General features: G+C 63.4%; 18 protein-coding genes. 14 read left to right on the top strand and 4 right to left on the bottom strand.

What is annotated here, in order from left to right; genetic code table 11:
- Nucleotides 1–94: 94 nt before the first annotated feature.
- From LDN90_RS11550 to LDN90_RS11565, 4 genes are read right to left on the bottom strand one after another with little or no spacing between them, the layout of a single operon-like run.
- Complete coding sequence (locus LDN90_RS11550) at nucleotides 95–862, bottom strand: SCO1664 family protein (protein WP_223949162.1); 768 nt, start codon at nucleotides 860–862, stop codon at nucleotides 95–97.
- Complete coding sequence (locus tag LDN90_RS11555) at nucleotides 862–1,413, bottom strand: DUF3090 domain-containing protein (protein ID WP_223949163.1); 552 nt, start codon at nucleotides 1,411–1,413, stop codon at nucleotides 862–864. Before LDN90_RS11555 ends, LDN90_RS11550 begins: the two co-directional genes overlap by 1 nt.
- A gap of 24 nt (nucleotides 1,414–1,437) precedes the next feature.
- The gene (locus tag LDN90_RS11560) at nucleotides 1,438–2,130 is read right to left on the bottom strand and encodes a histidine phosphatase family protein (RefSeq protein WP_223949164.1); all 693 of its coding nucleotides are present in this window, start codon (nucleotides 2,128–2,130) and stop codon (nucleotides 1,438–1,440) included.
- A gap of 25 nt (nucleotides 2,131–2,155) precedes the next feature.
- Nucleotides 2,156–3,391: a helix-turn-helix domain-containing protein gene (locus tag LDN90_RS11565; protein WP_223949165.1), complete on the bottom strand. Its 1,236-nt coding sequence runs from the start codon at nucleotides 3,389–3,391 to the stop codon at nucleotides 2,156–2,158.
- Between the two features lie 170 nt (nucleotides 3,392–3,561).
- Here LDN90_RS11565 and LDN90_RS11570 point away from each other — a divergent pair, with 170 nt between their 5' ends.
- From LDN90_RS11570 to LDN90_RS11635, 14 genes are all read left to right on the top strand, one after another.
- Nucleotides 3,562–5,097, top strand: a complete 1,536-nt coding sequence (locus tag LDN90_RS11570) for an NAD(P)/FAD-dependent oxidoreductase (protein ID WP_223949166.1) — start codon at nucleotides 3,562–3,564, stop codon at nucleotides 5,095–5,097.
- Nucleotides 5,090–6,022, top strand: coding sequence for an alpha/beta fold hydrolase (locus tag LDN90_RS11575; RefSeq protein WP_223949167.1), 933 nt, complete (start codon nucleotides 5,090–5,092; stop codon nucleotides 6,020–6,022). The genes LDN90_RS11570 and LDN90_RS11575 overlap by 8 nt, the downstream gene beginning before the upstream one ends.
- The gene (locus LDN90_RS11580) at nucleotides 6,006–7,388 is read left to right on the top strand and encodes a flavin monoamine oxidase family protein (protein ID WP_223949168.1); all 1,383 of its coding nucleotides are present in this window, start codon (nucleotides 6,006–6,008) and stop codon (nucleotides 7,386–7,388) included. Before LDN90_RS11575 ends, LDN90_RS11580 begins: the two co-directional genes overlap by 17 nt.
- Nucleotides 7,385–8,077, top strand: a complete 693-nt coding sequence (locus LDN90_RS11585) for a hypothetical protein (protein WP_223949169.1) — start codon at nucleotides 7,385–7,387, stop codon at nucleotides 8,075–8,077. Before LDN90_RS11580 ends, LDN90_RS11585 begins: the two co-directional genes overlap by 4 nt.
- The gene (locus tag LDN90_RS11590; RefSeq protein ID WP_223949170.1) at nucleotides 8,074–9,411 is read left to right on the top strand and encodes an FAD-binding oxidoreductase; all 1,338 of its coding nucleotides are present in this window, start codon (nucleotides 8,074–8,076) and stop codon (nucleotides 9,409–9,411) included. Before LDN90_RS11585 ends, LDN90_RS11590 begins: the two co-directional genes overlap by 4 nt.
- 53 nt (nucleotides 9,412–9,464) lie before the next feature.
- Complete coding sequence (locus LDN90_RS11595; protein ID WP_223949171.1) at nucleotides 9,465–10,841, top strand: aldehyde dehydrogenase family protein; 1,377 nt, start codon at nucleotides 9,465–9,467, stop codon at nucleotides 10,839–10,841.
- A gap of 120 nt (nucleotides 10,842–10,961) precedes the next feature.
- Nucleotides 10,962–12,074, top strand: coding sequence for a Zn-dependent alcohol dehydrogenase (locus LDN90_RS11600; RefSeq protein WP_223949172.1), 1,113 nt, complete (start codon nucleotides 10,962–10,964; stop codon nucleotides 12,072–12,074).
- A 57-nt stretch (nucleotides 12,075–12,131) separates the two neighbouring features.
- On the top strand, nucleotides 12,132–13,559 hold the full coding sequence (locus LDN90_RS11605) for an APC family permease (RefSeq protein ID WP_223949173.1): 1,428 nt from the start codon (nucleotides 12,132–12,134) through the stop codon (nucleotides 13,557–13,559).
- Nucleotides 13,560–13,612: 53 nt separating this feature from the next.
- Nucleotides 13,613–14,656: a hypothetical protein gene (locus tag LDN90_RS11610; RefSeq protein ID WP_223949174.1), complete on the top strand. Its 1,044-nt coding sequence runs from the start codon at nucleotides 13,613–13,615 to the stop codon at nucleotides 14,654–14,656.
- A gap of 46 nt (nucleotides 14,657–14,702) precedes the next feature.
- Nucleotides 14,703–16,244, top strand: a complete 1,542-nt coding sequence (locus tag LDN90_RS11615) for a pyruvate carboxylase subunit B (protein ID WP_223949175.1) — start codon at nucleotides 14,703–14,705, stop codon at nucleotides 16,242–16,244.
- Nucleotides 16,245–16,254: 10 nt separating this feature from the next.
- Nucleotides 16,255–16,758 (top strand): acetyl-CoA carboxylase biotin carboxyl carrier protein, encoded by a 504-nt coding sequence (gene accB, locus LDN90_RS11620; RefSeq protein ID WP_223949176.1) that lies wholly within the window; start codon nucleotides 16,255–16,257, stop codon nucleotides 16,756–16,758.
- A complete protein-coding gene (gene accC, locus LDN90_RS11625) occupies nucleotides 16,755–18,110 on the top strand; it encodes an acetyl-CoA carboxylase biotin carboxylase subunit (RefSeq protein ID WP_223949177.1) in 1,356 nt (451 codons plus the stop codon). The genes accB and accC overlap by 4 nt, the downstream gene beginning before the upstream one ends.
- Nucleotides 18,107–19,525, top strand: a complete 1,419-nt coding sequence (locus tag LDN90_RS11630) for an aminotransferase class III-fold pyridoxal phosphate-dependent enzyme (RefSeq protein WP_223949178.1) — start codon at nucleotides 18,107–18,109, stop codon at nucleotides 19,523–19,525. Before accC ends, LDN90_RS11630 begins: the two co-directional genes overlap by 4 nt.
- A complete protein-coding gene (locus LDN90_RS11635) occupies nucleotides 19,515–19,829 on the top strand; it encodes a hypothetical protein (protein ID WP_223949179.1) in 315 nt (104 codons plus the stop codon). Before LDN90_RS11630 ends, LDN90_RS11635 begins: the two co-directional genes overlap by 11 nt.
- Nucleotides 19,830–19,884: the final 55 nt, after the last annotated feature.

Genomic DNA, 19,884 nt, shown 5'->3' on the forward strand with positions numbered 1-19,884 from the left:
TTACAGCTGCCCGGCATTCGCAGATCCCGAGCTTGGAGGACTCAGCCCGCGAAGCCGGTAGCCGAAAGTCTTGAAGCCGGCATCCGCAGGTCCCTTAGAACAGCGGCCAGGGGACCGCAGGCATCCCGCCGCTCGGGGCCGGGAATCGTCCCGTGAGCCTCAGCCGGCCGCAGCGCGAAGCGAGCGATGCGATTTCTTCGGCGGTGAGCAGGTCCGCCAGATTCCGGCCCAGCTCGCTCGTCAGGCCTTCGGAGACACGATCAACCCCGTCGAGTTCCTCCGCGGTCAGAGGCTCTCCCAGCCATCCCCACAGCACCGTGCGCAGCTTATGTTCGCTGTGAAAGGTCAGCCCGTGGTCCACACCGTGCCGGTGTCCGTCCTTCATGGCGAGTATGTGGTTTCCTTTGCGGTCAGCGTTGTTGACCACCAGGTCAAACACCGCCATGCGTCGCAGCGCCGGCGAGTCTTCGTGAACGAGGGCGACCATCCGCCCGTTCTCATCTTGTCCTTCGAGAACGTATTTCCAGCCCGTCCCGGGCACGTGGTCCGCTGCAATAAGGTCCACCGGGCTTTGGGCCGGCTCTTGCTCCTGCCAGAGCTGCACCATCCCTTCGCCGAGGGGGCCATCACGCAGCCAAGTGTGCGGCACGACGTCCCAACCGATGACCTGCGAGACCAAGTACGCAGCCACCTCCCGGTGGGCGAGGGTGCCGTCCGGAAAATCCCATAGGGGACTCTCGCCCGCTATTGGCTTGTAGACCACCGGAACGTCGCCGATCCTGCCTAGGAATGTGGCGTTTGAGGCCGTCGTGATGCGGCCTGAAAGCGTCAGCTCGGCGGTCACCAGGTCCAGCGCCGGCATTAGACCTCGGGCAAGGTGCACTCGTGCCCGTCGGCGTCCATCGGGTAACCGCAACGCGGGCATATCGGCCGCCCGGCCCCCACGATTTCGCGGGTGCGCTTGGCGAACGCGCGGGCGGTGCCCACCGGCATGCGCACCAGCATCATCTCGGTTTCTTTAGTGCCGATCCCATCAAGTGGTTCGTCGTCCTCGGTAGCGTCATCAGTGAGGGGGTATGCCTCGACGACGATCTGGGCAGTGGTTGGGTCCCAATCCAGGGTCATGGCGCCGGTGCGAAACTGCTCCAGAGGGGGTTCAATCGGGTCATTGTCGACGAGTTCAATGGGTGTACCCGTAGGAACGCTGAACGGGTTTCCGTCGACGGTGATGAGCTCGTCGAGCATTTCGTCGATCTTCTCCGCGAGCACAGCCGACTGCTGCTTCTCAAGGGCAATACTCACAATCTGTGCCCCTGCGCGCACTTGCAAGTAGAACGTGCGCGCTCCTGGGAGGCCAATGGTGCCAATGACAACCCGATCAGGCCAGGAAAACTCGTGAACGCGTGTAGGCATGCCAGTAGTTTAGGCACATGAGGTTCAAGGCGTCTTCTGTCCTGCACCGCCGCCCACCGGCGCATCGCCCGAACGGATGCCGTTGGACAGCCACGACAGGTCACCCGCTTCGGTGTTCGTCGCATAGACGCTAGGCCTGCTAGCGCTGTAGTTGACGATTGATACGGAAGCGGGGCTCACGTTAATGCGTTGGAACAGGTCAAGGTGCATGCCCAGCGCGTCAGCAAGGATTGACTTGATGACGTCACCGTGGCTCACGGCCACCCACACGGCCCCTGGCCCGAACTCGGCCTCGAAGGCAGCATCGTGACGCCGGATCGCCGCAACGGACCGGGCCTGCATCGCAGCCATAGATTCACCGCCCGGAAAAACGACGGCGGACGGTTGCGACTGCACTAGGGGCCACAAGTCCTCGGTGGCGAGATCACTGAGCTTGCGGCCCTGCCACTGGCCGTAATCGCATTCGGTGATATCGGGATCAATCGGCGCGTACGGTGTGCCGGCTTGGTGATCGAGGATGAACTGGGCGGTTTGCCGGCAACGCTCAAGAGGGCTCGATACCACCCCGACGACAGGCACGGCCGCCAGCCGGTCAGCGGTCAGAGCCGCTTGGTCGCACCCGATCTGGTCCAAGCCGATGCCGACGGCCCGACCGGCCAACAATCCACTGGCATTGGCTGTGGTGCGGCCGTGCCGCACGAGAAGTAGTGTCGCCATCCACCCAGCCTAACCACTTCCCGCGCTAGCCCGCCGTCGTCGCCGCGATGCCGGGGATCATTTCCAGCACAAGGAGCGCCGCCGCGACGTAGGCGGGGTTGTCCTCGACCTTCACCACGGAAAGTTCGTTGGCCCGCGACACTCGACGCTCCACGGTATTCCTGTGGAGATAGAGCCTGGACGCAGCCCGGGTGGTGTTGAAACCGCATTGCACGTATGTCAGCAGGGCCTGCTGCAACGTGGCGTCCGCTTCCGCAAGGGGTCCGAGCGTCCTGACCACAAAGCGCTGCGCCCCGGGCCGGTCCTTCGTGAGGCTGTCGACAAGTTCGACGTCGGCATAGACGGTGAACTGCCGGTCCGATCCCAGCCGGGTCAACATCGCTTGGGCCGCCAGGGCGTCCTGGTGGCTGGACCTGAAACCTTCGAGCCCGTGACCGGGCCGGCCCACCGCGACGCGAATCTGCGTCTCCTTTACGAGGGTCTTTTCCAGATGGTGGAGGTCAGGCTGCTCGGGTCCGGAAAGCCAGATCCATCGGGCTCCGACACTTGCCCTGGCTACAAGAAGCGCCCGCCCCGGGACGGTGGATCGCAGGGCCGCAACCGCCTTGTCCAAGGACATTCCCCGATGGGGGTCATCTGTCCAGAGCACGAGTGCAACGTGCTGGCGGGCCAAGCGGTAACTCAGGCGCTCCTCGGCAAAGTCCTGGGTCATAGGTGCTCCGCCGGCGATCAGTTGGATGAGCGCAACGGCTTCGGTGCCGGCGTTGCCCATCGCGGCAGCCAGGCTGGCCTCACGAAGAACAGAGACGGAGTCCAGGGCGTACTGCACCAGGGAGTGGGCCGACTTGTCCAGGACTTCGACGAGAACATCCGGCTCGACGCTGCGGGACACACATTCTGTGAGCCATCCCCGCCAACCGACCGCGAGCGCAGCCCGCCAGCCGGCAGCGAAGTCCGGAGCGATACCGCGGGAGACAAGGTCACCGATGTAGGCGGCAGTTCTGGGCCCGACGTACGGATCAACCCGAATCCCCGGGTGCTGAATGTTCGAGGTCAGCCATTGAACAAGATCGGAGCGGTTGAGTTCGCGGTCCTCGGTCAACAGCGATGCGTCTGCCAGGAGGGCAGGAGCGTTGAGGGCAATGACTGCCGGCTCCGAGATGGCGTCCGCAAACGTGTCTGTCTCGGTCAAAAGCCGTTCGCACAGCGAGCGAATCATGTCCGCGGCTGCAGGGCTGGGCGGGGCCCAAAGTTCTTCCATATCGACAGTTTGCCTTGAGGCGACGGCTGAGTCACGGCGGAATCCGCTTCCTCAGGCGCCGCGTGTGCACGCTGCACCCGGGTCGGCTAAAGCGGGTGCGCATTGTCGTGGTGACCGAGCTATGTGACTGGCGACACTTGATCAAACAGCTTTTAGACAGCAAGGAGCCAATGATGACGAGTGGAGCATCAGACGCCGTCGAAGAATTCGACATCGTCGTGATCGGGGCAGGTATCTCGGGGATCGGTGCGGCAACTTACTTCAGCCGTGAGCTTCCGGGGAGGTCCCTGGTGGTGCTGGAAGGTCGGGAAAACATCGGCGGCACATGGGATCTTTTCCGTTATCCGGGTATTCGTTCGGACTCGGACCTGCACACCTTCGGTTACGAATTCAAGCCGTGGCGCCACGAGAACGCGATCGCCGATGCGCATCTGATCCGGGAGTACCTTCACGAGACCATCGATGAGAACGCGCTTGATGGCCTTATCAGGACGGGCCATCGGGTGCGGAGGGCGGAATGGTCCTCCGAGGAGTCCGGATGGACCCTCACGGTTGCCACGAAGGATCACGCCACGGGAGCGCCTGTCACGAAGACTCTCAGGGCGGGGTGGGTGTTTGCCGCCAGCGGCTACTACAACTATGACGAGGGGTACTCTCCGGAATTCGCCGGGCGGGAGGACTATGAGGGCACGTTGGTACACCCGCAGCACTGGCCGGAGGGTCTTGACTACAGCGGTAAGAAGGTTGTGATTGTCGGCAGTGGTGCAACCGCGGTGACCATGGTGCCGGCGATGGCCAAGGGCCTTGGCGCTGCCGGGCACGTCACGATGCTCCAGCGCACGCCGACCTACATCATGCCGTTGCCCCGGGTGGATCGAGTTGCACTCGCCCTGACCAAGATCCTCGGTGAGCGCCGCGGCTACGCGGTGACGAGGTTCAAGAATATCTGGACCGAGCACCTGATCGTTGAAGGCCTCCGTCGATTCCCCAAGGCCGGACGAGCCCTGGTGCGACGCGAGAACATCAAGCGCCTGGGCAAGAGCTTCGACGTCGACAAGCATTTCAACCCGCCCTACGACCCGTGGGACCAGCGACTTTGCGCGGCGCCGGACGGAGACTTCTTCGACGCGATCAAGTCCGGTGGCGCGTCCGTCGTTACCGACAGCATCATCCGCTTCAGCAAGCGGGGCGTCATTCTGGGCTCGGGTGAGGAGCTGGAAGCGGACATCGTCGTGACCGCGACAGGACTGAACCTGCAGCTCTTTGACGGCATGCCGATCGTGGTCGACGGGCGCCGGATCAACGTCGTCGACACCGTCGCCTACCGCGGGACCTTGCTGACCGGGATCCCGAACTGGGCCATGGCAATCGGGTACACGACCTCGTCTTGGACCCTCAAAGTCAGTCTGCTGTGCCGCTACGTCATCGACCTTGTGAAGCACATGGATGCGCAGGGATATAACACGGTCGTGCCGGTGGCGGTGCCGGACATGCCCACCAAGCCGGTCATGGATCTCCAGTCCGGATACGCCAAGCGCGGCGAGGGAGTGCTTCCAAGGCAAGGATCAGAGAAGCCCTGGCGGACCATGATGTCCTACCCGGAGGACGCCAAGGCGCTGCGCGGTCCCGTCGCGGACGGCAACCTCCAGTTCGGAACCCGGGCCGCCGTACGCCCCGCAGGCAAGGAACAGGCCGCTCATGTCTGACTTCCCGGCAGCGGACACCGACCAGTTCGCCACACTTCGTTCCGGGGTGACTATTTGCTTCCGCGACGCGGGTCATAAGGCTGACCCAGTGATCCTGCTTATCGCGGGGCTGGGGGAGGACCTCACCTTTTGGACCCCATCAGTGATCGACGCGTTGGTCGCCTTCGGCTTCCGGGTCGTCTCGATCGATAACCGCGACGTCGGCCGGTCCACCTTCGCGGACACCCCGCCGCCTGCGGTCTGGCGTCAGGTACTCGCACGACCACGCCGCGACGGGTACACGCTGGCCGACATGGCCCAGGACGCAGTCGGGGTACTCGACCACCTCGGCATCGAGCAGGTTCATCTGGTGGGCCGTTCGATGGGCGGGATGATCGCCCAGACGATTGCCGCCGTCGAACCTGGGCGGGTGCTGTCCCTGACGTCCATTTACTCAACTACCGGCTCGCGAAAGGTTGGCCAACCGGCGAGCACCACCATCCGGCTCCTGATGGGCCCAGACGCCCGCAACCGGACGGACGCAGTGCGCGCCCATTTACGGATGACGCGACACATCGCCGGAAAGGATTATCCCATCGACGACGCTGCCGAAGCGGCCATCGCGGCGCAGGGCTGGGACCGCAGCGCTGGTTGCCTGGCAGCCGGCTCGGCACGTCAGATCCAGGCGATCCAACTCTCCGGAGACCGGACCGCCCAACTGGCCAGGATTACTGCGCCAACCCTGGTCATCAACGGTGACCGGGACCTGATGGTTGCCGGGACCGGCGGTGCCGCAACGGTCACAGCCATACCCAAGGCACAGCACGTGATCATCCCCGGAATGGGGCACCACATGCCGGAGGCCTTGGTCGATCCCATCACCCGTTACATCGCCCAGCACGCGGAACGTGTTGGTACAGGAGGAAGTCATGTCCAAATCCCTTGATTCACGCACTCCCGTCGCCACCGTTGATGTGGTGATCGTCGGTGCGGGCTTCGCAGGCCTGAGTGCCGCTGACAGACTCGTGAACACGGGTGCATCAGTCCTGGTATTGGAAGGCCGCGATCGCGTGGGTGGCCGTTCATTCACTGGCGAGGTGGCTGGAGTGAAGGTGGACCTTGGCGCCACCTGGGTATCACCGCGTCATACCGCCATCCGTGATCTCGCCGCCAAGGTTGGCTGCACCACCACCCCCCAGTTTGCCCAAGGGCGCAACGTCCAGTGGTTGGCAGGGAAGCGGCGCACCTACGGCGGCACGATCCCGCCCGTCTCAGCGGCGGGGGTGGTGGACATGGCCCGCATCCAGATGGCCCTGGAGAAACTCGTAGGCACCATCGACGTCGATGCCGCCTGGGAGTCCCCGGACGCGGCATGGCTCGATTCCATTTCCTTTGGGGAGTGGCTCGACAAGAAGCGCGCATTACCCAGCACGCGCGCCTTGATGACCGTGGTCAGCAAAGTCCAGTGGGGTGCCAGCCCCGGAGACGTGTCCTTGCTCCATGCACTGCGCTATATCCGAGCAGCCGGCGGTATCGACCACATGCTCGATGTCGACGGCGGTCAGCAACAGGACCGCATTACGCAAACGACACAGGAAATTGCCGTACGGCTTGCACAGCAACTCGGTGACCGGGTGGTCCTGAATGCGCCGGTTCGCCGGATCACCCAGAACGGTCAGGGCGTGATTGCCCACACTGGGTCGGCAACAATCCACGCCAAGCATGCCATCATCACTACCACCCCCGCGCACCGTGCTGCCATCGAGTTCGAACCTGCCTTGTCCGAGACAGCCGAAGGCCTCACCAAAACCTGGCGGATGGGTGCACTGAGCAAGGCGCTGGTGGCGTATAAGACGCCCTTCTGGCGGGCCGACGGGCTTTCAGGCGAGGCGGTCACCGACACCGGAACGGTGTTTATCACCTTCGATGTTTCACCGGCTGAAAACGGTCCGGGCGTCTTGATGGCCTTCTGCGACCCTCGCGTGTTTGACGGATTCAGCCCGGAACTTCGTCGCAGCCGGGTGGTCCAGCAGTTGGCAGATCTGTACGGTGCGCAGGCAAACGACGCCATTGACTACGTCGATCACTGTTGGGGCACTGACACGTTCGCCCCGGGCGGCCCGAATCCAGCGGCACCGCCGTACGCCTCAGTGACCTACGCCAACGCTCTTACTGAGCCCCATGGCCGGGTCGACTGGGCAGGAACCGAAACTGCCGGCGAATGGGCGGGCTGCATGAATGGCGCAGTTCTCACCGGCCAACGAGCCGCCGAACGGGTCATCGCGCGGCTCCGCGGGGAGTCTTCAAAATGATCGAGATACTCTTCGTCGCTGCAGACCTCTGGATGATCTTTGCCGGCTACTACTTTGGCTGGAAGTTCATTCGTAAATACCACAACTACTTTTTTGGCATCGAATGCATGGTCGTTGCCACGTCTGGTACCAACTTCCTGCTCTGGTCCTTGTTCAGCGGCGACCCGAACAGCATCATGTACGGCCTGGCTTACTTCTTCGACGCGTTCTCGCGCTCGTTCGGAATCACGCTTGTCCTCATCCTCGGCTTGCTCATGGTCACGCACCGCTATAAGCCCTCCATTTGGGTGGAGGTCGGTGCCTTTGCCCTTGCCACTGCCGGAGGACTCTACCTGCGGCAATTCCACCAGGACGGCGTGCTGTATCCCGGGCCGGCGACATTTTTCATCGTCACCAACGTGATCGCTTCCTGTTTCGTCTTCTACTTCGCCATGCGGCTCTGGCGCGCAGGCTCCCGAGGTTTGGCCGTCTGGACCACCTTTATCACCCTCGCGGCCATGGTCATCGCGGTCACCTACGACTTCCTGCCCTTCCCGTTTGATGACGCCAGCCGCACGTACTTCTACACCGCTGCGCTGGGGACGTGGGGCACACAGGCGTTCGTCTACTTCCTCGGCTATAAGGCCCTTCACAACCACAACGCGAAGGTGGATGCGATCGCCACCGAAAAGATGGGAGCCATGTCATGAGGCTCAAAAACGTTCAGTACACCACCTTCTCCGGCTGGATCGATCCGCCGACGGACATCGCCCCCGCGCTCCAGGGGAAGCACGAATGCGACGTAGCCGTCATCGGCGGCGGCATGGGCGGCATGGCGACCGCCCTGCGTCTTGCCGAACGCGGAAAGGACGTGGCGCTGCTGGACGCCGAGTTCTGCGGCTATGGGGCCAGCTCCCGCAATGCAGGGCAGATCGCCGGAGCTCCAGGAGGTGACCTGCGTATGCTGCGCGTCCTCTCCCCGAAGAGGCTGCCACCCATGGTCCGCTTTGCCGAAAATGCAGCGAACTTCGTGGAGGACCTCATGAAGACCTACAAGATCGACTGCGACTACGAGGACAACGGCATGGTCTGGGCTGCGGTGTCGCCCATCCAGATGTTGCGGGTCCGCACGCTCGCCGCGATCCTCAGGCAGGCAGGCGGTCACGGCACAGTTGGCACCAACAAGGAACTCGGCATTCCCGGCGGATTCATGGGTGGGATGCGCGAAACCCGCGGTGGGATGCTCAACCCGGGCAAGCTAAGCCGGGGAGTGCGGGAGGCCCTGCTCGATTCGTCCGCGCGGGTATTTGAGCAATCCCGGGTAATCGACATCCAGCACGAAAACGGCAAGGTGGTCATCACCACGGCCGAGGGCGAGCTCCGGGCGAACAAGGTAGTCCTGTCCACCAACGGCCACTCCGGAGAATGGGACATCACGCCCAAGAACCTCTCCACCCCGGCGTGGATCATCGAGGTCGAGACCGAGCCGATCGCGCCGGAGCGCCTGGCCGCCCTGGGGTGGACCAGCCGCTCCGGAGTCACGACGCAGCACCAAATCATGGAGAATTACAGGCTAACCGTCCGCAACACCATTGTGTTCGGCGTCCGACGGTTGGAGTCGGGAGCGAACTATCCGCTCCAACCAAGAAGTCCCGACCCCGGAATGGTCCGGGAGCTGGCCGAGGCCTTCGCTGCCCGCTTCCCTTCGTTGTCGGACGTGGGTATTGCCAGATCCTGGGGAGGGTGGATCGCGTTCTCCGCTTCCTGGACCACCATCGCCGGATGCGTTGGGAACGACGTCTTCTATTCGATTGCCTGCAACGGCCACGGGCTCGCGCAAGCCCCTTACCTGGGTTCGCTCATCGCCGACAGCATCGTGGACGGGAAGCGGTCCGCGGACCTCGAATCCGTCTGGGACGAGAAGTCCACATATCCGCCGTCCATGGTCTTGAACCCCTTCGGACTGCGCGCTGTCTGGCTCGTCGACCGTCTCTGCGACAAGTTCAACGGCAGCCGGCGCCGTGCCCGCGCCGCGGTGTCATAACCGCCGTCGCGCACGCCGGTACCAAACCAGAAGAAAGACAGGAACAGACCTCCATGGCCAAGTACAGAGTCCAGAACCCGGCAACCGGTGAAATCATCGAGACTTTTGAATCCGCAACCGACGACCAAGTGGAGCAGCACCTCAAAGCTGCCGACGCTGCCTACCGGGAGTGGAAAGAGCAGAGCGTCCAGCATCGCGCCGGCGTGGTGCGGCGCATCGCCGAACTCTTCACGGAGCGCCGCGTCGAGCTTGCCAGGACCATCTCCACCGAGATGGGCAAGTCGATCGATTCGGCGCTCGAGGAGGTGGATTTCGCCGCCGCCATATTCGACTACTACGGCGTCCACGGACCGGGATTCATCGGCGACTACGAGATCCCGAGCTCCGTTCCGGGCAGGGCCGTGATCGAGCAACTGCCGCTGGGTGTCCTGCTCGGCGTCATGCCCTGGAACTTCCCCTATTACCAGGTGGCCCGCTTCGCCGCTCCAAACCTGGTGCTCGGCAACACGATCCTGCTTAAGCACGCCGATATCTGTCCGCGCTCGAACCTTGCGATCCAGGAAATCCTGGAGCAGGCAGGCGTACCGGCCGGGGGATATCAGGCAGTGTTCACCTCGCACGTGCAGATCGCCGCCATCATCGCTGATCCCCGGGTTCAAGGCATCTCACTGACGGGTTCCGAAGGTGCGGGCTCGATCATCGGCGCCCAGGCCGGTGCAGCCCTGAAGAAATGTGTGCTCGAACTCGGCGGCATCGATGCGATGGTGGTGCTCGACGCCGGCGACGTGGCCGGGATTGCCCAAGCCGCGTGGGAGAACCGCATCTACAACGGCGGGCAGGTCTGCAACTCCAACAAGCGCTTGATAGTGATGGACGACATTTACGACGAGTTCGTCGCTGAACTGGTCCGACTGGCCGACGGGCTCAAGCCCGGCGACCAACTGAATCTTGGCGCGGGGGAGTACACCCCCCTTTCCACCCGGGCCGCGGCGGAAACGGTTGACGCCCAGGTCCGCAAGGCAGTCTCCGAAGGGGCCCGACTGCTGGCAGGCGGCGTCCTGTCCGAGGGGCCCGGTGCCTACTACTCACCGGCCGTGCTCGTGGACGTGCCTCGCGACTCCGCGTCCTACCGCGAGGAGATCTTCGGCCCCGTTGCCACCGTGTACCGGGTGCACAGCGACGGAGAGGCGCTGGGGCTCGCCAATGACTGCGCACTCGGCCTTGGCGGTTCGGTGTTCTCGACTGATACGGCACGCGCCGCACGAGTCGCGTCAAAGCTTGAAGTGGGCATGGCACACGTGAACATCATTGCCGCGGAGGGAGCGGACATCCCGTTCGGCGGCGTGAAGCGATCCGGTTTCGGGCGCGAGATGGGCCCCGTCGGCATCGGGGAGTTTGCGAACAAACGTCTCTATTTCGTCGCTGAATAGACCACAGAAATCATCCGGCAATCCGGAACTTGGGGCAGTGCTGCCGCGCTGTCTCAGACCCCCAACCCCCTTTTGCATGCGAAGTGCTGTTTCGCATGCCCATTTGAAGGAGAAGGACCCATGAAAGCAGTCGTGTTCCGCGATTCCGGGACCCGCGTAGCCGTCACCGACGTCGAGCTCGCGGCCCCCAAGGCGGGCGAAGTCCGTGTCAAGATTGCCGCAGCAGGCGTGTGCCACTCAGACCTGCACGTACGGCAGGGCGACTGGGACGCAGCCGTTCCGATGGTGATGGGCCACGAGGGCTCCGGCGTCGTCGTCGAACTTGGCGAAGGTGTCACATCCCTCGCGGTGGGCGACCACGTCGTCCTCAGCTGGGTGCCGCCGTGCGGCGAGTGCCGCTACTGCCAGCAGGGGCGTGAAGCGCGCTGCCAGAAGGTTGCAACACTCCTTGCGCCGAAAGGCGTGCTGTTCGACGGCACGTCGCGCATGAGCCAGTTTACGGAGGAGGGCGACGACGAGGCGCTCTACCACTATCTGGGCGTTTCCTCCTTCGCGGAGGAGGTGGTGGTGCCGGCATCCGGTGCAATCAAGGTGCGCGACGACGCGCCGCTGGACGTGATTTCCATCGTTGGCTGCGCAGTCGCTACGGGCATTGGCGCCGTCACGAACACCGCTGCCGTCGAGCCCGGCTCGACTGTCGCCGTCATCGGCTGCGGCGGGGTCGGCCTCAACGTGGTCCAAGGCGCCAAGCTCGCCGGAGCCGAACGCATTGTCGCGATCGACGTCGTGCCTGAAAAGACAGAGATGGCGCTCATGTTCGGTGCGACCGACCGCATTGATGCCTCCAAAGGCGACGCCGTGGAGCAGCTCTTCGCGTTGATTCCTGACGGCGTCGACTACGCCTTCGATGCCATCGGCCGCACAGTCACCACTGAGCAAGCCATTGGAATGCTGGGCCTCGGTGGTGCGGCTGTGATCGTTGGACTGCCGCCAACCGGTTCCAAGGCTTCCTTTGAGCCGCTGGTGCTCGCCGAGGCAGACCAGCGGATCCTCGGCTCGAACTATGGATCGGTCCGCCCGTCAATCGACATTCCCGCGCTGGTGGACCAATACATGGACGGCCGGATCAAGCTGGATCCGCTCATTTCCGGTCGCCGTCCCTTGACCGAAGCGGCAGAAGCGCTCGATGACCTCGAAGCGGGCAGTGTGCTGCGTACGCTGCTGATCCCCTGACCCGGATCGACTCCGGGAAATCCCCAACAAAAATCACCCGCTCAAAGGAGAGCATCCATGTCCACCATCAAGCAGGCGCCATCCCGGGACGCCGGTTTGCGCCACGGCGTCATGTCCGGCAGCGAACTCGCCGCCCAGGCCATCGCCAACATCGCGCCGAGCGCGGTCCTTGCATTTACTGCGGCGGTGATCTTCGTCAGCGCCGGTAACGGCACAATGGCTTCGCTGTTCCTCGCCATGATTGTCGTGCTTTGCGTCGGCTGGTGCGTAGCCACCTTCGCTAAGAGAAATGCCTCGGCCGGTTCCCTTTACACCTACGTTGCAAAAGGTCTGGGACCCACCGGCGCCTACATTGCCGGATCAGCCCTGATCATCGGCTGCTGGGGCGTGACGGCAGGATCCCTTGGCGGGGCCGTCTCCAACACCGTCGACTTGCTGGGGCTCCTCGGCATGCCGGTCGAAGGCATCGTTGGAGTGATTGCCCTCACCGTTTTGATCGGCGGGGCTGGCACCTTCTTCACCATCCAGGGAATCCGCCTCTCAGCCAGGGTTTCACTCGTCCTTGAACTGCTCTCGGTAGCGATCATCATGGTGTTGCTTGTCACCTCTCTTATCGCCCTGGGGCCGTCCGCGTGGGATCCGGCCCAGTTCGGCCTGGACGGTGCGCCGCCCCAGGGCATCGCTGCAGGCATGGTGATCGGTGTGCTGGGATTCGCCGGTTTCAGTTCGGCCGACGCCCTGGGACGCGAGGCAAGGAATCCGTACACGGCGATTCCCCGGGCCATCATGTGGAGCGCGGTCGCAGTCGGTGCCCTTTATATGTTCGGTGCGTATACGCAGATCGCGGTGCTGGGAAAGGAACTCGGCACAGTGGGGAATCCACTGCCGGCCATCGCCGAGAAAATCGGCATGCCTGACTGGTATGCCCCGCTTCTGGTGTTCGGCGTCGCGGCTTCATTCTTTGCAGTCGTGGTCGCTCCGCTGAACGTGCTGGGCCGCATCGTCTACGTCATGGGCAAGGAAGGCGTCGTGCCGGAGCGGTTTGGACGCACCCACGAGAAACACCTGACGCCGCACCGCGTGCTCACCGCCGCGGGCATCAGCGTGATCGTGGTCGATGTGGTCCTGCTCCTTGCCGGGGCGCACCCGATGGAGATTGTCGTGTGGCTCGATACTTACGGCGTCTACGGATACATGGTGGCCTACGCCCTCGTCTCGCTCGCGTGCATCCTCTACGTGCGCCGCGAGGGGCTGCCACGCACTTTGGTGACCATCTGCGGCACGGTGGCCGTTCTGTCCATGGGTTTCATCTTCTTCGCCAATGTGTGGCCCGTCCCTGCGTTCCCCCTGAACCTCATCCCATATTTCTTCGTGGCCAGCATGGTGGTGGAGATCGCCTGGTTCGCCTATGTGCGCAGGGTGCGTCCCGACGTCGTTCAGAGGATCGGCAAGACCGAGACCGACATGCTCGACGGCGTCGGCTGACCGTTGATGCGAAGAAGCGATCCGGAAGCCCGGCTCACCCCAAAGGAGCAATCATGAACACTGATGACCAACCGAGCGTGCTTCTCGTCGGGCTCGGAGCCGTAGGCCGCGCCGTGGGAGCGCTGCTCGTCGCCACGTCACAGTGCGAGGTCGTTGGTGCCGTCGACCCAGCAGCAGGCCTCGCCGATGCGGAACTCGCCTCGGTGGTCCCCGGCGTAAATGCGACAGCCCGCATCACCCCGGATCTCGCCGGTGCGCCGGATGCCGACGTTGCGTTTGTGGCGACCACGTCGTTCGTCGCTGAGGTCGAGCCAATCATCAACGAACTCCTGGACCGCGGGATGAACGTGGTCACGATCTGCGAACAGTTAGGCTTCGGCTTCTACGACCACGACCCCATCGCCAGCCGCCTCGACGCGCGGGCACGAACCGCGGGCCGCACAGTTCTCGGCACCGGCTGCAACCCAGGGATCCTCCTGGACACACTCCCGCTGCTGCTGAGCAGCCTCACTACGAATGTGAACCGAGTGACGATCCGTAGGACTGCGGAGATGTCCGGCTATGGGGGCATCTTGTCGAAGTTCGGTTTCGGGCTCACGGCCGCACAGTTCGCCGCCCAGCGCCATGCGGGCGGCGTGATCGGCCACGTCGGCTTCCGCGAGTCCGTCGCTGCACTTGGCGACGGCCTCGGATGGAACCTTGACGGGATCGTCGTCGACGAGCCGGAGCCCATCCTCTTCACCGGGCATCCGCGCCATACGTTGCACCTCACCCTCAAGACCGGGACGATCGCGGTGCTCAGGCATTCGGCACGGGGACTTGTCGATGGACGAGTAGTGATTGACGCTGCCATCGATTTTGGGATCTTCGAGACCGCGGACGGGTTCCCTGAGGGCGACAGCTGGAGGATCGAGAGCGACTTCCAAGCGCTCCACTTCTCGAGCGGCCGAATCGACAGCTATGCGTCGACCGTTGCAGTCGCAGCGAATGTCATCCCGTCGCTTTCAGGCGCTGCGCCCGGCCTCCTGACCATGGCGGATCTCCCGCCGAAGAGATTCTCGGCCAAGGGCGACATGTCGAAGCTGGTCACCCGCTGACGCGGACTCACATTCATCACCAATACCAGCAAAGGAGCTGAGGCACATGCTTGAAAAAGCCACCGTGAACATCGCGGAAGTCATGAGCCGCGGCGGACGGCCCCCACACAGCCGCCGCGAAGTGAAAATTATCGACACCACCCTGCGCGACGGCCATCAGAGCCTTTGGGCGACGCGGATGCGCACCTCCCACATGCTTGAAATGATCGAAGAGTTTGATGACGCCGGGTTTGAACACGTGGATCTTGTGGCGCCCATCCAGTTTGATGTGGCAGTCCGCTACCTGAAGGAGGACCCCTGGGAGCGGATTCGGCTGATGCACCGGCACGCGCCCAACACCACCTTCCGGGCATTGATCCGCTCAAAGAACCTGGCGTCCTTCGACTTCCTGCCCGATGACATCATCGCGGCGTGGGTTGACCGCCTCGTGGCCAACGGATTCCGTGAGATTGGCGCATTCGACGGCCTCAACGATGTGGACAATATCGCTGCGGCCCTTCTTCGGGCGAAAGACCTTGGCGCTGAGACATTCGGCGCGGTGTCGTTCTGCGAGTCTCCGGTGCACACCGACGAGCTGTTTGTCGCCAAGGCCCAGGAACTGATCGAAAAGGCCAACGTCGACCGGATCATGCTTAAGGACGCCGGAGGACTGCTGACTCCGGATCGGGTCCGCACTCTTGTGCCGGCATTGAAAGCAGTGATCGGCAACCGTCCCCTTGAGGTACACACGCACAGCCTTACAGGTCTGGCGCCGCTGGTGTGCCTGGAAGCTGTGGAACTTGGTGCCGACTCTGTGCACACTTCCATCGCGCCGCTCGCCTCCGGCAACGGGCAGCCCTCCACACAGGGCACTGTTCGTGATCTGCGAGCGCTTGGCTACACGGTGAACGTCGACGACGAGCGCGTTGCTGCGATCAGCCGGAAGCTTTCCGGCATCGCGGAGGAAGAGGACAAGCCTGTTGGCGTTCCGCACGAGTACACAGGGATGCATTACATGCACCAAACCCCCGGTGGGATGTTGTCCAACTTTCAGTCCCAGCTGGAGGCGGCTGGCCTCGCCGATCGCTTCGATGAGCTGATGCAGGAAGTTGCCCGCGTGCGTGCCGAACTGGCGTACCCCATCATGATCACTCCTTTCGCCCAACATGTGGGAACCCAGGCGGTCATGAACGTTATGAGCGGGGAGCGCTACGGCGTGGTCCCGAATGAGGTGAAGAAGTACGCACTCGGCTACTACGGCAAACCGTTGGCACCCTTGGACCCGGCGGCGCGCGAGAAGATCCTGGCCAACGGATCCTCGAACATCGCAGAGCTGCCCGAGCCGCTAGCGCCGATGCTTCCGTCACTTCGGCAGCGGTATCCGGACGAAGACATGGACCTGTGGCTTTTGCGTGCACAGTTCGCAGGGACACAAGTGGACGACATGAAGAAGGTCGTGTCGGAGGGCGGCGTCACCGGAGGGAATCCGATGCCGACGCTGGACCTCATCACCTCGCTGTACAACAGCACCCCAACCGGCCGACAGGCACTCACGAGCGGCGATCTGCGGATCGCCCTGGAAAAAGGAAACACAGAAGATGGCCAATAGCCTGCCCGACATGAAGGAACTCAAGGCGATCGTCGATTGGGTGAATCTTGCAGAGGACGTCCGCGAACTGTCGCTCAAGTTAGGCGACGTCGAACTGTTCGTATCGCGGAACCGCGCCGGCGGCGTCGCCCAGGGAGCCCCCCTGGCTGCCGAGCCGTCGGTCCCAATGAAGGAGCCAAAGCCCACGCCCGCAGCACCGATCGTGGTGCCCGCACCTGCCGTAGGGGAGCAGGAAGCAGCGCACGACGCCGATCAACTCACCCAGGATGAGGTACTGATTACCGCGCCCATGCTCGGTACCTTCTACGCCTCACCCCAGCCGGGCGCTCCAGCCTTCGTTTCGGTCGGCGACCGTGTTCAGCCGAGCAGCGTTCTCGCCATTGTCGAGGTCATGAAGCTCATGAACAACATCGAGGCCGGAGTCGAGGGAACAGTCGTCCGCGTGCTGGCAGAGAACGAATCACTCGTCGAGTACGGCCAGCCCCTGATCGTCATCAGGAAGGGCGCCTCATGACGCTTTCAAGCGTGCTGATCGCCAACCGGGGGGAGATTGCGCTGCGCGTGATCCGCGCCTGCAAGGAACTCGGGATCCGCAGCATCATCGCGCATTCGGAAGCCGACCGCGATTCGCTGCCGGTCAGGCTCGCCGACGAGGCTTTGTGCATCGGCCCCGCCTCGGCGAAGCTCAGCTACCGTGACGCCCATGCCGTGATCGCGGCAGCGCAGGGGAGTGGAGCCAGTGCTATCCATCCCGGCTACGGGTTCCTGTCAGAAAACGCCGACTTCGTGGCGCTTTGTGAGGCCGAAGGAGTTGGCTTCGTCGGACCGTCGTCGGAGGTCATCCGCCGGATGGGTGACAAGATCGAGGCGAAGAAGATTGCCAGGCAGGCCGGCGTGCCGACTGTTCCGGGATCCGACGGAGCCATCGCCGATCAGGATGAGGCGTTCCGCGTAGCGGAGCAGGTAGGGTTTCCACTGCTGATCAAGGCAGCGGCCGGCGGGGGCGGGCGCGGGCTGCGTGTCGTGCAGGTAGCTGCCACCCTGGCAACAGACCTCGCAGAAATCATGGCCGAGGCCGAAGTCGCCTTCGGCGATCCAGCCGTCTACATCGAGCGCTACCTCACCGACATCCGTCATATCGAGATCCAGGTGGTCTCGGACGGCACGACAACCCTGCATCTGGGCGAACGGGACTGCACCGCGCAACGTCGCAACCAGAAGCTCGTGGAGGAAGCGCCGTCACCGGTGCTCGACCATGAGACAAGGGAAGGCCTCGCAAAGGCAGCAGTCTCCCTCTGCGAAGAAGTCGGCTACACGAACGCCGGAACTGTCGAGTTCGTCTTCGACAACGCAACCGGCGAGTACTACTTCATCGAGATGAACACCCGCATCCAGGTTGAGCATCCAGTCTCTGAAATGGTCACCGGAATCGACCTGATCAAGCTGCAACTGCAGATCGCCGGCGGCGGGAAACTCGGCTTCACACAGGACGATGTTCAGGTGCGGGGCCATGCCATCGAATGCCGCATTAATGCAGAGGACGCGGATCTCGGCTTCGCCCCCAGCCCGGGAACGATCCGCGACTTCCGGGCACCCGGCGGGTTCGGCGTTCGGCTGGACACGCACATAGAGGGCGGCTCCACCATCCCGCCCTTTTACGACTCCATGATCGGCAAGCTCATCTGTTGGGGACAGGACCGGGATGAAGCGATCGAGAGGACCCTGAGGGCCCTGACTGAGTTCAGGATCGAAGGCGTGGTTACCACCGCGGGATTCCACCGGAAAGTCCTCGCCACCAAGACGTTCAGGAGCGGCACATTCAACACAGGCTTCATCGCCGAGTACATGGAGGAACGGACGTCATGAGCACCATTGACCAGCTGGTCGCAGGGTCGGACCCGCGACCACCACTTCCCCCGCCTCCCGGAGTACCGCAGGAACGATATCTGGCCACGACGATCCCCGGTCCGCGCTCGCAGGAGCTGATGCTCGAACGGCGCGCCCATGTGTCGAACGGATTCGGCGCGCAACTGCCTGTATTCATTGACAGGGCCGACGGCGGCATCCTCCTCGACGTCGACGGGAACCGCATCATCGACCTCGCCTCAGGCCTGGGACCGACGTCGCTCGGTGCATCGAACGAACGCGTCCGGGAGCGCGTGCGGGCACAACTCGACCGGTTCACGCACACGTGCTTCATGACCACCGAATACGAGAGCTACGTGGAGGTTTGCCGCTGGCTGAACGCGAGAGCCCCTGGCGACACGGAAAAGCGCACCGCGCTCTTCTCCACAGGAGCTGAGGCGAACGAGAATGCAGTGAAGATCGCCCGTTACTTCACCGGGCGCCAGAAGCTCCTCGCTTTCGACGGCGCCTACCACGGCCGGACCCACATGACGATGTCCCTGACCTCCAAGGCACATCCCTACAAGACGGGCTTCGGGCCTTTCTCGAACGATGTCATCCACGTGCCGGTACCGACCTCGCCACGTGGCATGGAGGGCACGGTAGAGGATTCGCTGGACCGTGTCCGAGCCACGCTCGCTCAGCACGATCCGACGTCATTTGCTGCCATGATCATCGAACCTATCCTCGGCGAGGCAGGCTGCCTGATTCCGCAGGAGGGCTTCCTTGCCGGCTTGCGGAAGATTGCTGACGAGCATGGCATCCTCGTGATTGCGGACGAGGTCCAGAGCGGCATGGGCCGCACGGGTCGGATTTGGGCCATCGAATACGAGGACGTTGTTCCCGATCTCCTGGTCGCAGCAAAGGCTCTCGCCAACGGGATGCCGCTGAGCTCGGTGACGGGCCCTGAGGACATCATGAACGCCGTGCATCCCGCCGGCCTTGGCGGGACGTATGCCGGGAACCCGCTGTCCTGCGAGGCTGCACTTGCCGTGTTCGAGCAACTGGACACCGAGGGCGTCCTGGAGAAGGCGACGGAGCTGGGCAGGATCGCAATCGAGATGCTGCGTCCGCTCGTTGGAGCGGGGCTCGGTGTGATCGATGTCCGCGTGCGCGGGGCAATGATCGGCATCGAGTTCGGCGACGAGGACACGCTGGAGCCTGCGTCCGGCCGCGCCAAGGCGGTTTCGGCCTATTGCCACGGGAACGGCGTGCTGGCATTGACGAACGGCGTGCACGAGAACGTCATTCGTTTGCTTCCGCCCATCGTGATCGGGCGTGCCCTGTTCCGGGACGGCCTGCAGGTCATCGTGGACGGCATCCGCCACACGGCGTTCGACAGCCCTTTTCCGAAGGCGATCGACGATGGTCGATAGGAGCGTGCCGGCAACAGAGGAGGATCTCGCCCCAGTCGCCCGCATCGGGTCCGGAGATTGGGGTATGGCCGCCTGGGATGAGTTGCCCGGCCATGAGGTGCACATTCTCAAGGACGGTCGTGTCATCCGGACCGGTTACGTGGAAGCCGTAACCGTGGCTGCGGATGCCCTCTGGATTGCAGCAGAGGGAGTCGAAGCACGAGCCCTGTATGAAAAGGCAAGGGGTCATGTCGCGCTGCCGATTTCCCGCCCGCCCGTACCTGTTGTCCACTACGCGGCCGCAGCCATCCCTGCTTTTGTCTGAACGGCGCCCTTTTGCTTAAACGGCCCCCCGCGTCCCGTCTCTTGCCGCTGTGAAT

The organism is Arthrobacter sp. NtRootA1 (genome assembly GCF_019976975.1).
Taxonomy (GTDB): domain Bacteria; phylum Actinomycetota; class Actinomycetes; order Actinomycetales; family Micrococcaceae; genus Arthrobacter; species Arthrobacter aromaticivorans.

Excerpts from the sequence above, each read along its gene's own strand:
- LDN90_RS11550 (WP_223949162.1), bottom strand. The coding sequence starts at position 862 with ATGCCGGCGCTGGACCTGGTGACCGCCGAGCTGACGCTTTCAGGCCGC.
- LDN90_RS11555 (WP_223949163.1), bottom strand. The coding sequence starts at position 1,413 with ATGCCTACACGCGTTCACGAGTTTTCCTGGCCTGATCGGGTTGTCATT.
- LDN90_RS11560 (WP_223949164.1), bottom strand. The coding sequence starts at position 2,130 with ATGGCGACACTACTTCTCGTGCGGCACGGCCGCACCACAGCCAATGCC.
- LDN90_RS11565 (WP_223949165.1), bottom strand. The coding sequence starts at position 3,391 with ATGGAAGAACTTTGGGCCCCGCCCAGCCCTGCAGCCGCGGACATGATT.
- LDN90_RS11570 (WP_223949166.1), top strand. The coding sequence starts at position 3,562 with ATGATGACGAGTGGAGCATCAGACGCCGTCGAAGAATTCGACATCGTC.
- LDN90_RS11575 (WP_223949167.1), top strand. The coding sequence starts at position 5,090 with ATGTCTGACTTCCCGGCAGCGGACACCGACCAGTTCGCCACACTTCGT.
- LDN90_RS11580 (WP_223949168.1), top strand. The coding sequence starts at position 6,006 with ATGTCCAAATCCCTTGATTCACGCACTCCCGTCGCCACCGTTGATGTG.
- LDN90_RS11585 (WP_223949169.1), top strand. The coding sequence starts at position 7,385 with ATGATCGAGATACTCTTCGTCGCTGCAGACCTCTGGATGATCTTTGCC.
- LDN90_RS11590 (WP_223949170.1), top strand. The coding sequence starts at position 8,074 with ATGAGGCTCAAAAACGTTCAGTACACCACCTTCTCCGGCTGGATCGAT.
- LDN90_RS11595 (WP_223949171.1), top strand. The coding sequence starts at position 9,465 with ATGGCCAAGTACAGAGTCCAGAACCCGGCAACCGGTGAAATCATCGAG.
- LDN90_RS11600 (WP_223949172.1), top strand. The coding sequence starts at position 10,962 with ATGAAAGCAGTCGTGTTCCGCGATTCCGGGACCCGCGTAGCCGTCACC.
- LDN90_RS11605 (WP_223949173.1), top strand. The coding sequence starts at position 12,132 with ATGTCCACCATCAAGCAGGCGCCATCCCGGGACGCCGGTTTGCGCCAC.
- LDN90_RS11610 (WP_223949174.1), top strand. The coding sequence starts at position 13,613 with ATGAACACTGATGACCAACCGAGCGTGCTTCTCGTCGGGCTCGGAGCC.
- LDN90_RS11615 (WP_223949175.1), top strand. The coding sequence starts at position 14,703 with ATGCTTGAAAAAGCCACCGTGAACATCGCGGAAGTCATGAGCCGCGGC.
- accB (WP_223949176.1), top strand. The coding sequence starts at position 16,255 with ATGAAGGAACTCAAGGCGATCGTCGATTGGGTGAATCTTGCAGAGGAC.
- accC (WP_223949177.1), top strand. The coding sequence starts at position 16,755 with ATGACGCTTTCAAGCGTGCTGATCGCCAACCGGGGGGAGATTGCGCTG.
- LDN90_RS11630 (WP_223949178.1), top strand. The coding sequence starts at position 18,107 with ATGAGCACCATTGACCAGCTGGTCGCAGGGTCGGACCCGCGACCACCA.
- LDN90_RS11635 (WP_223949179.1), top strand. The coding sequence starts at position 19,515 with ATGGTCGATAGGAGCGTGCCGGCAACAGAGGAGGATCTCGCCCCAGTC.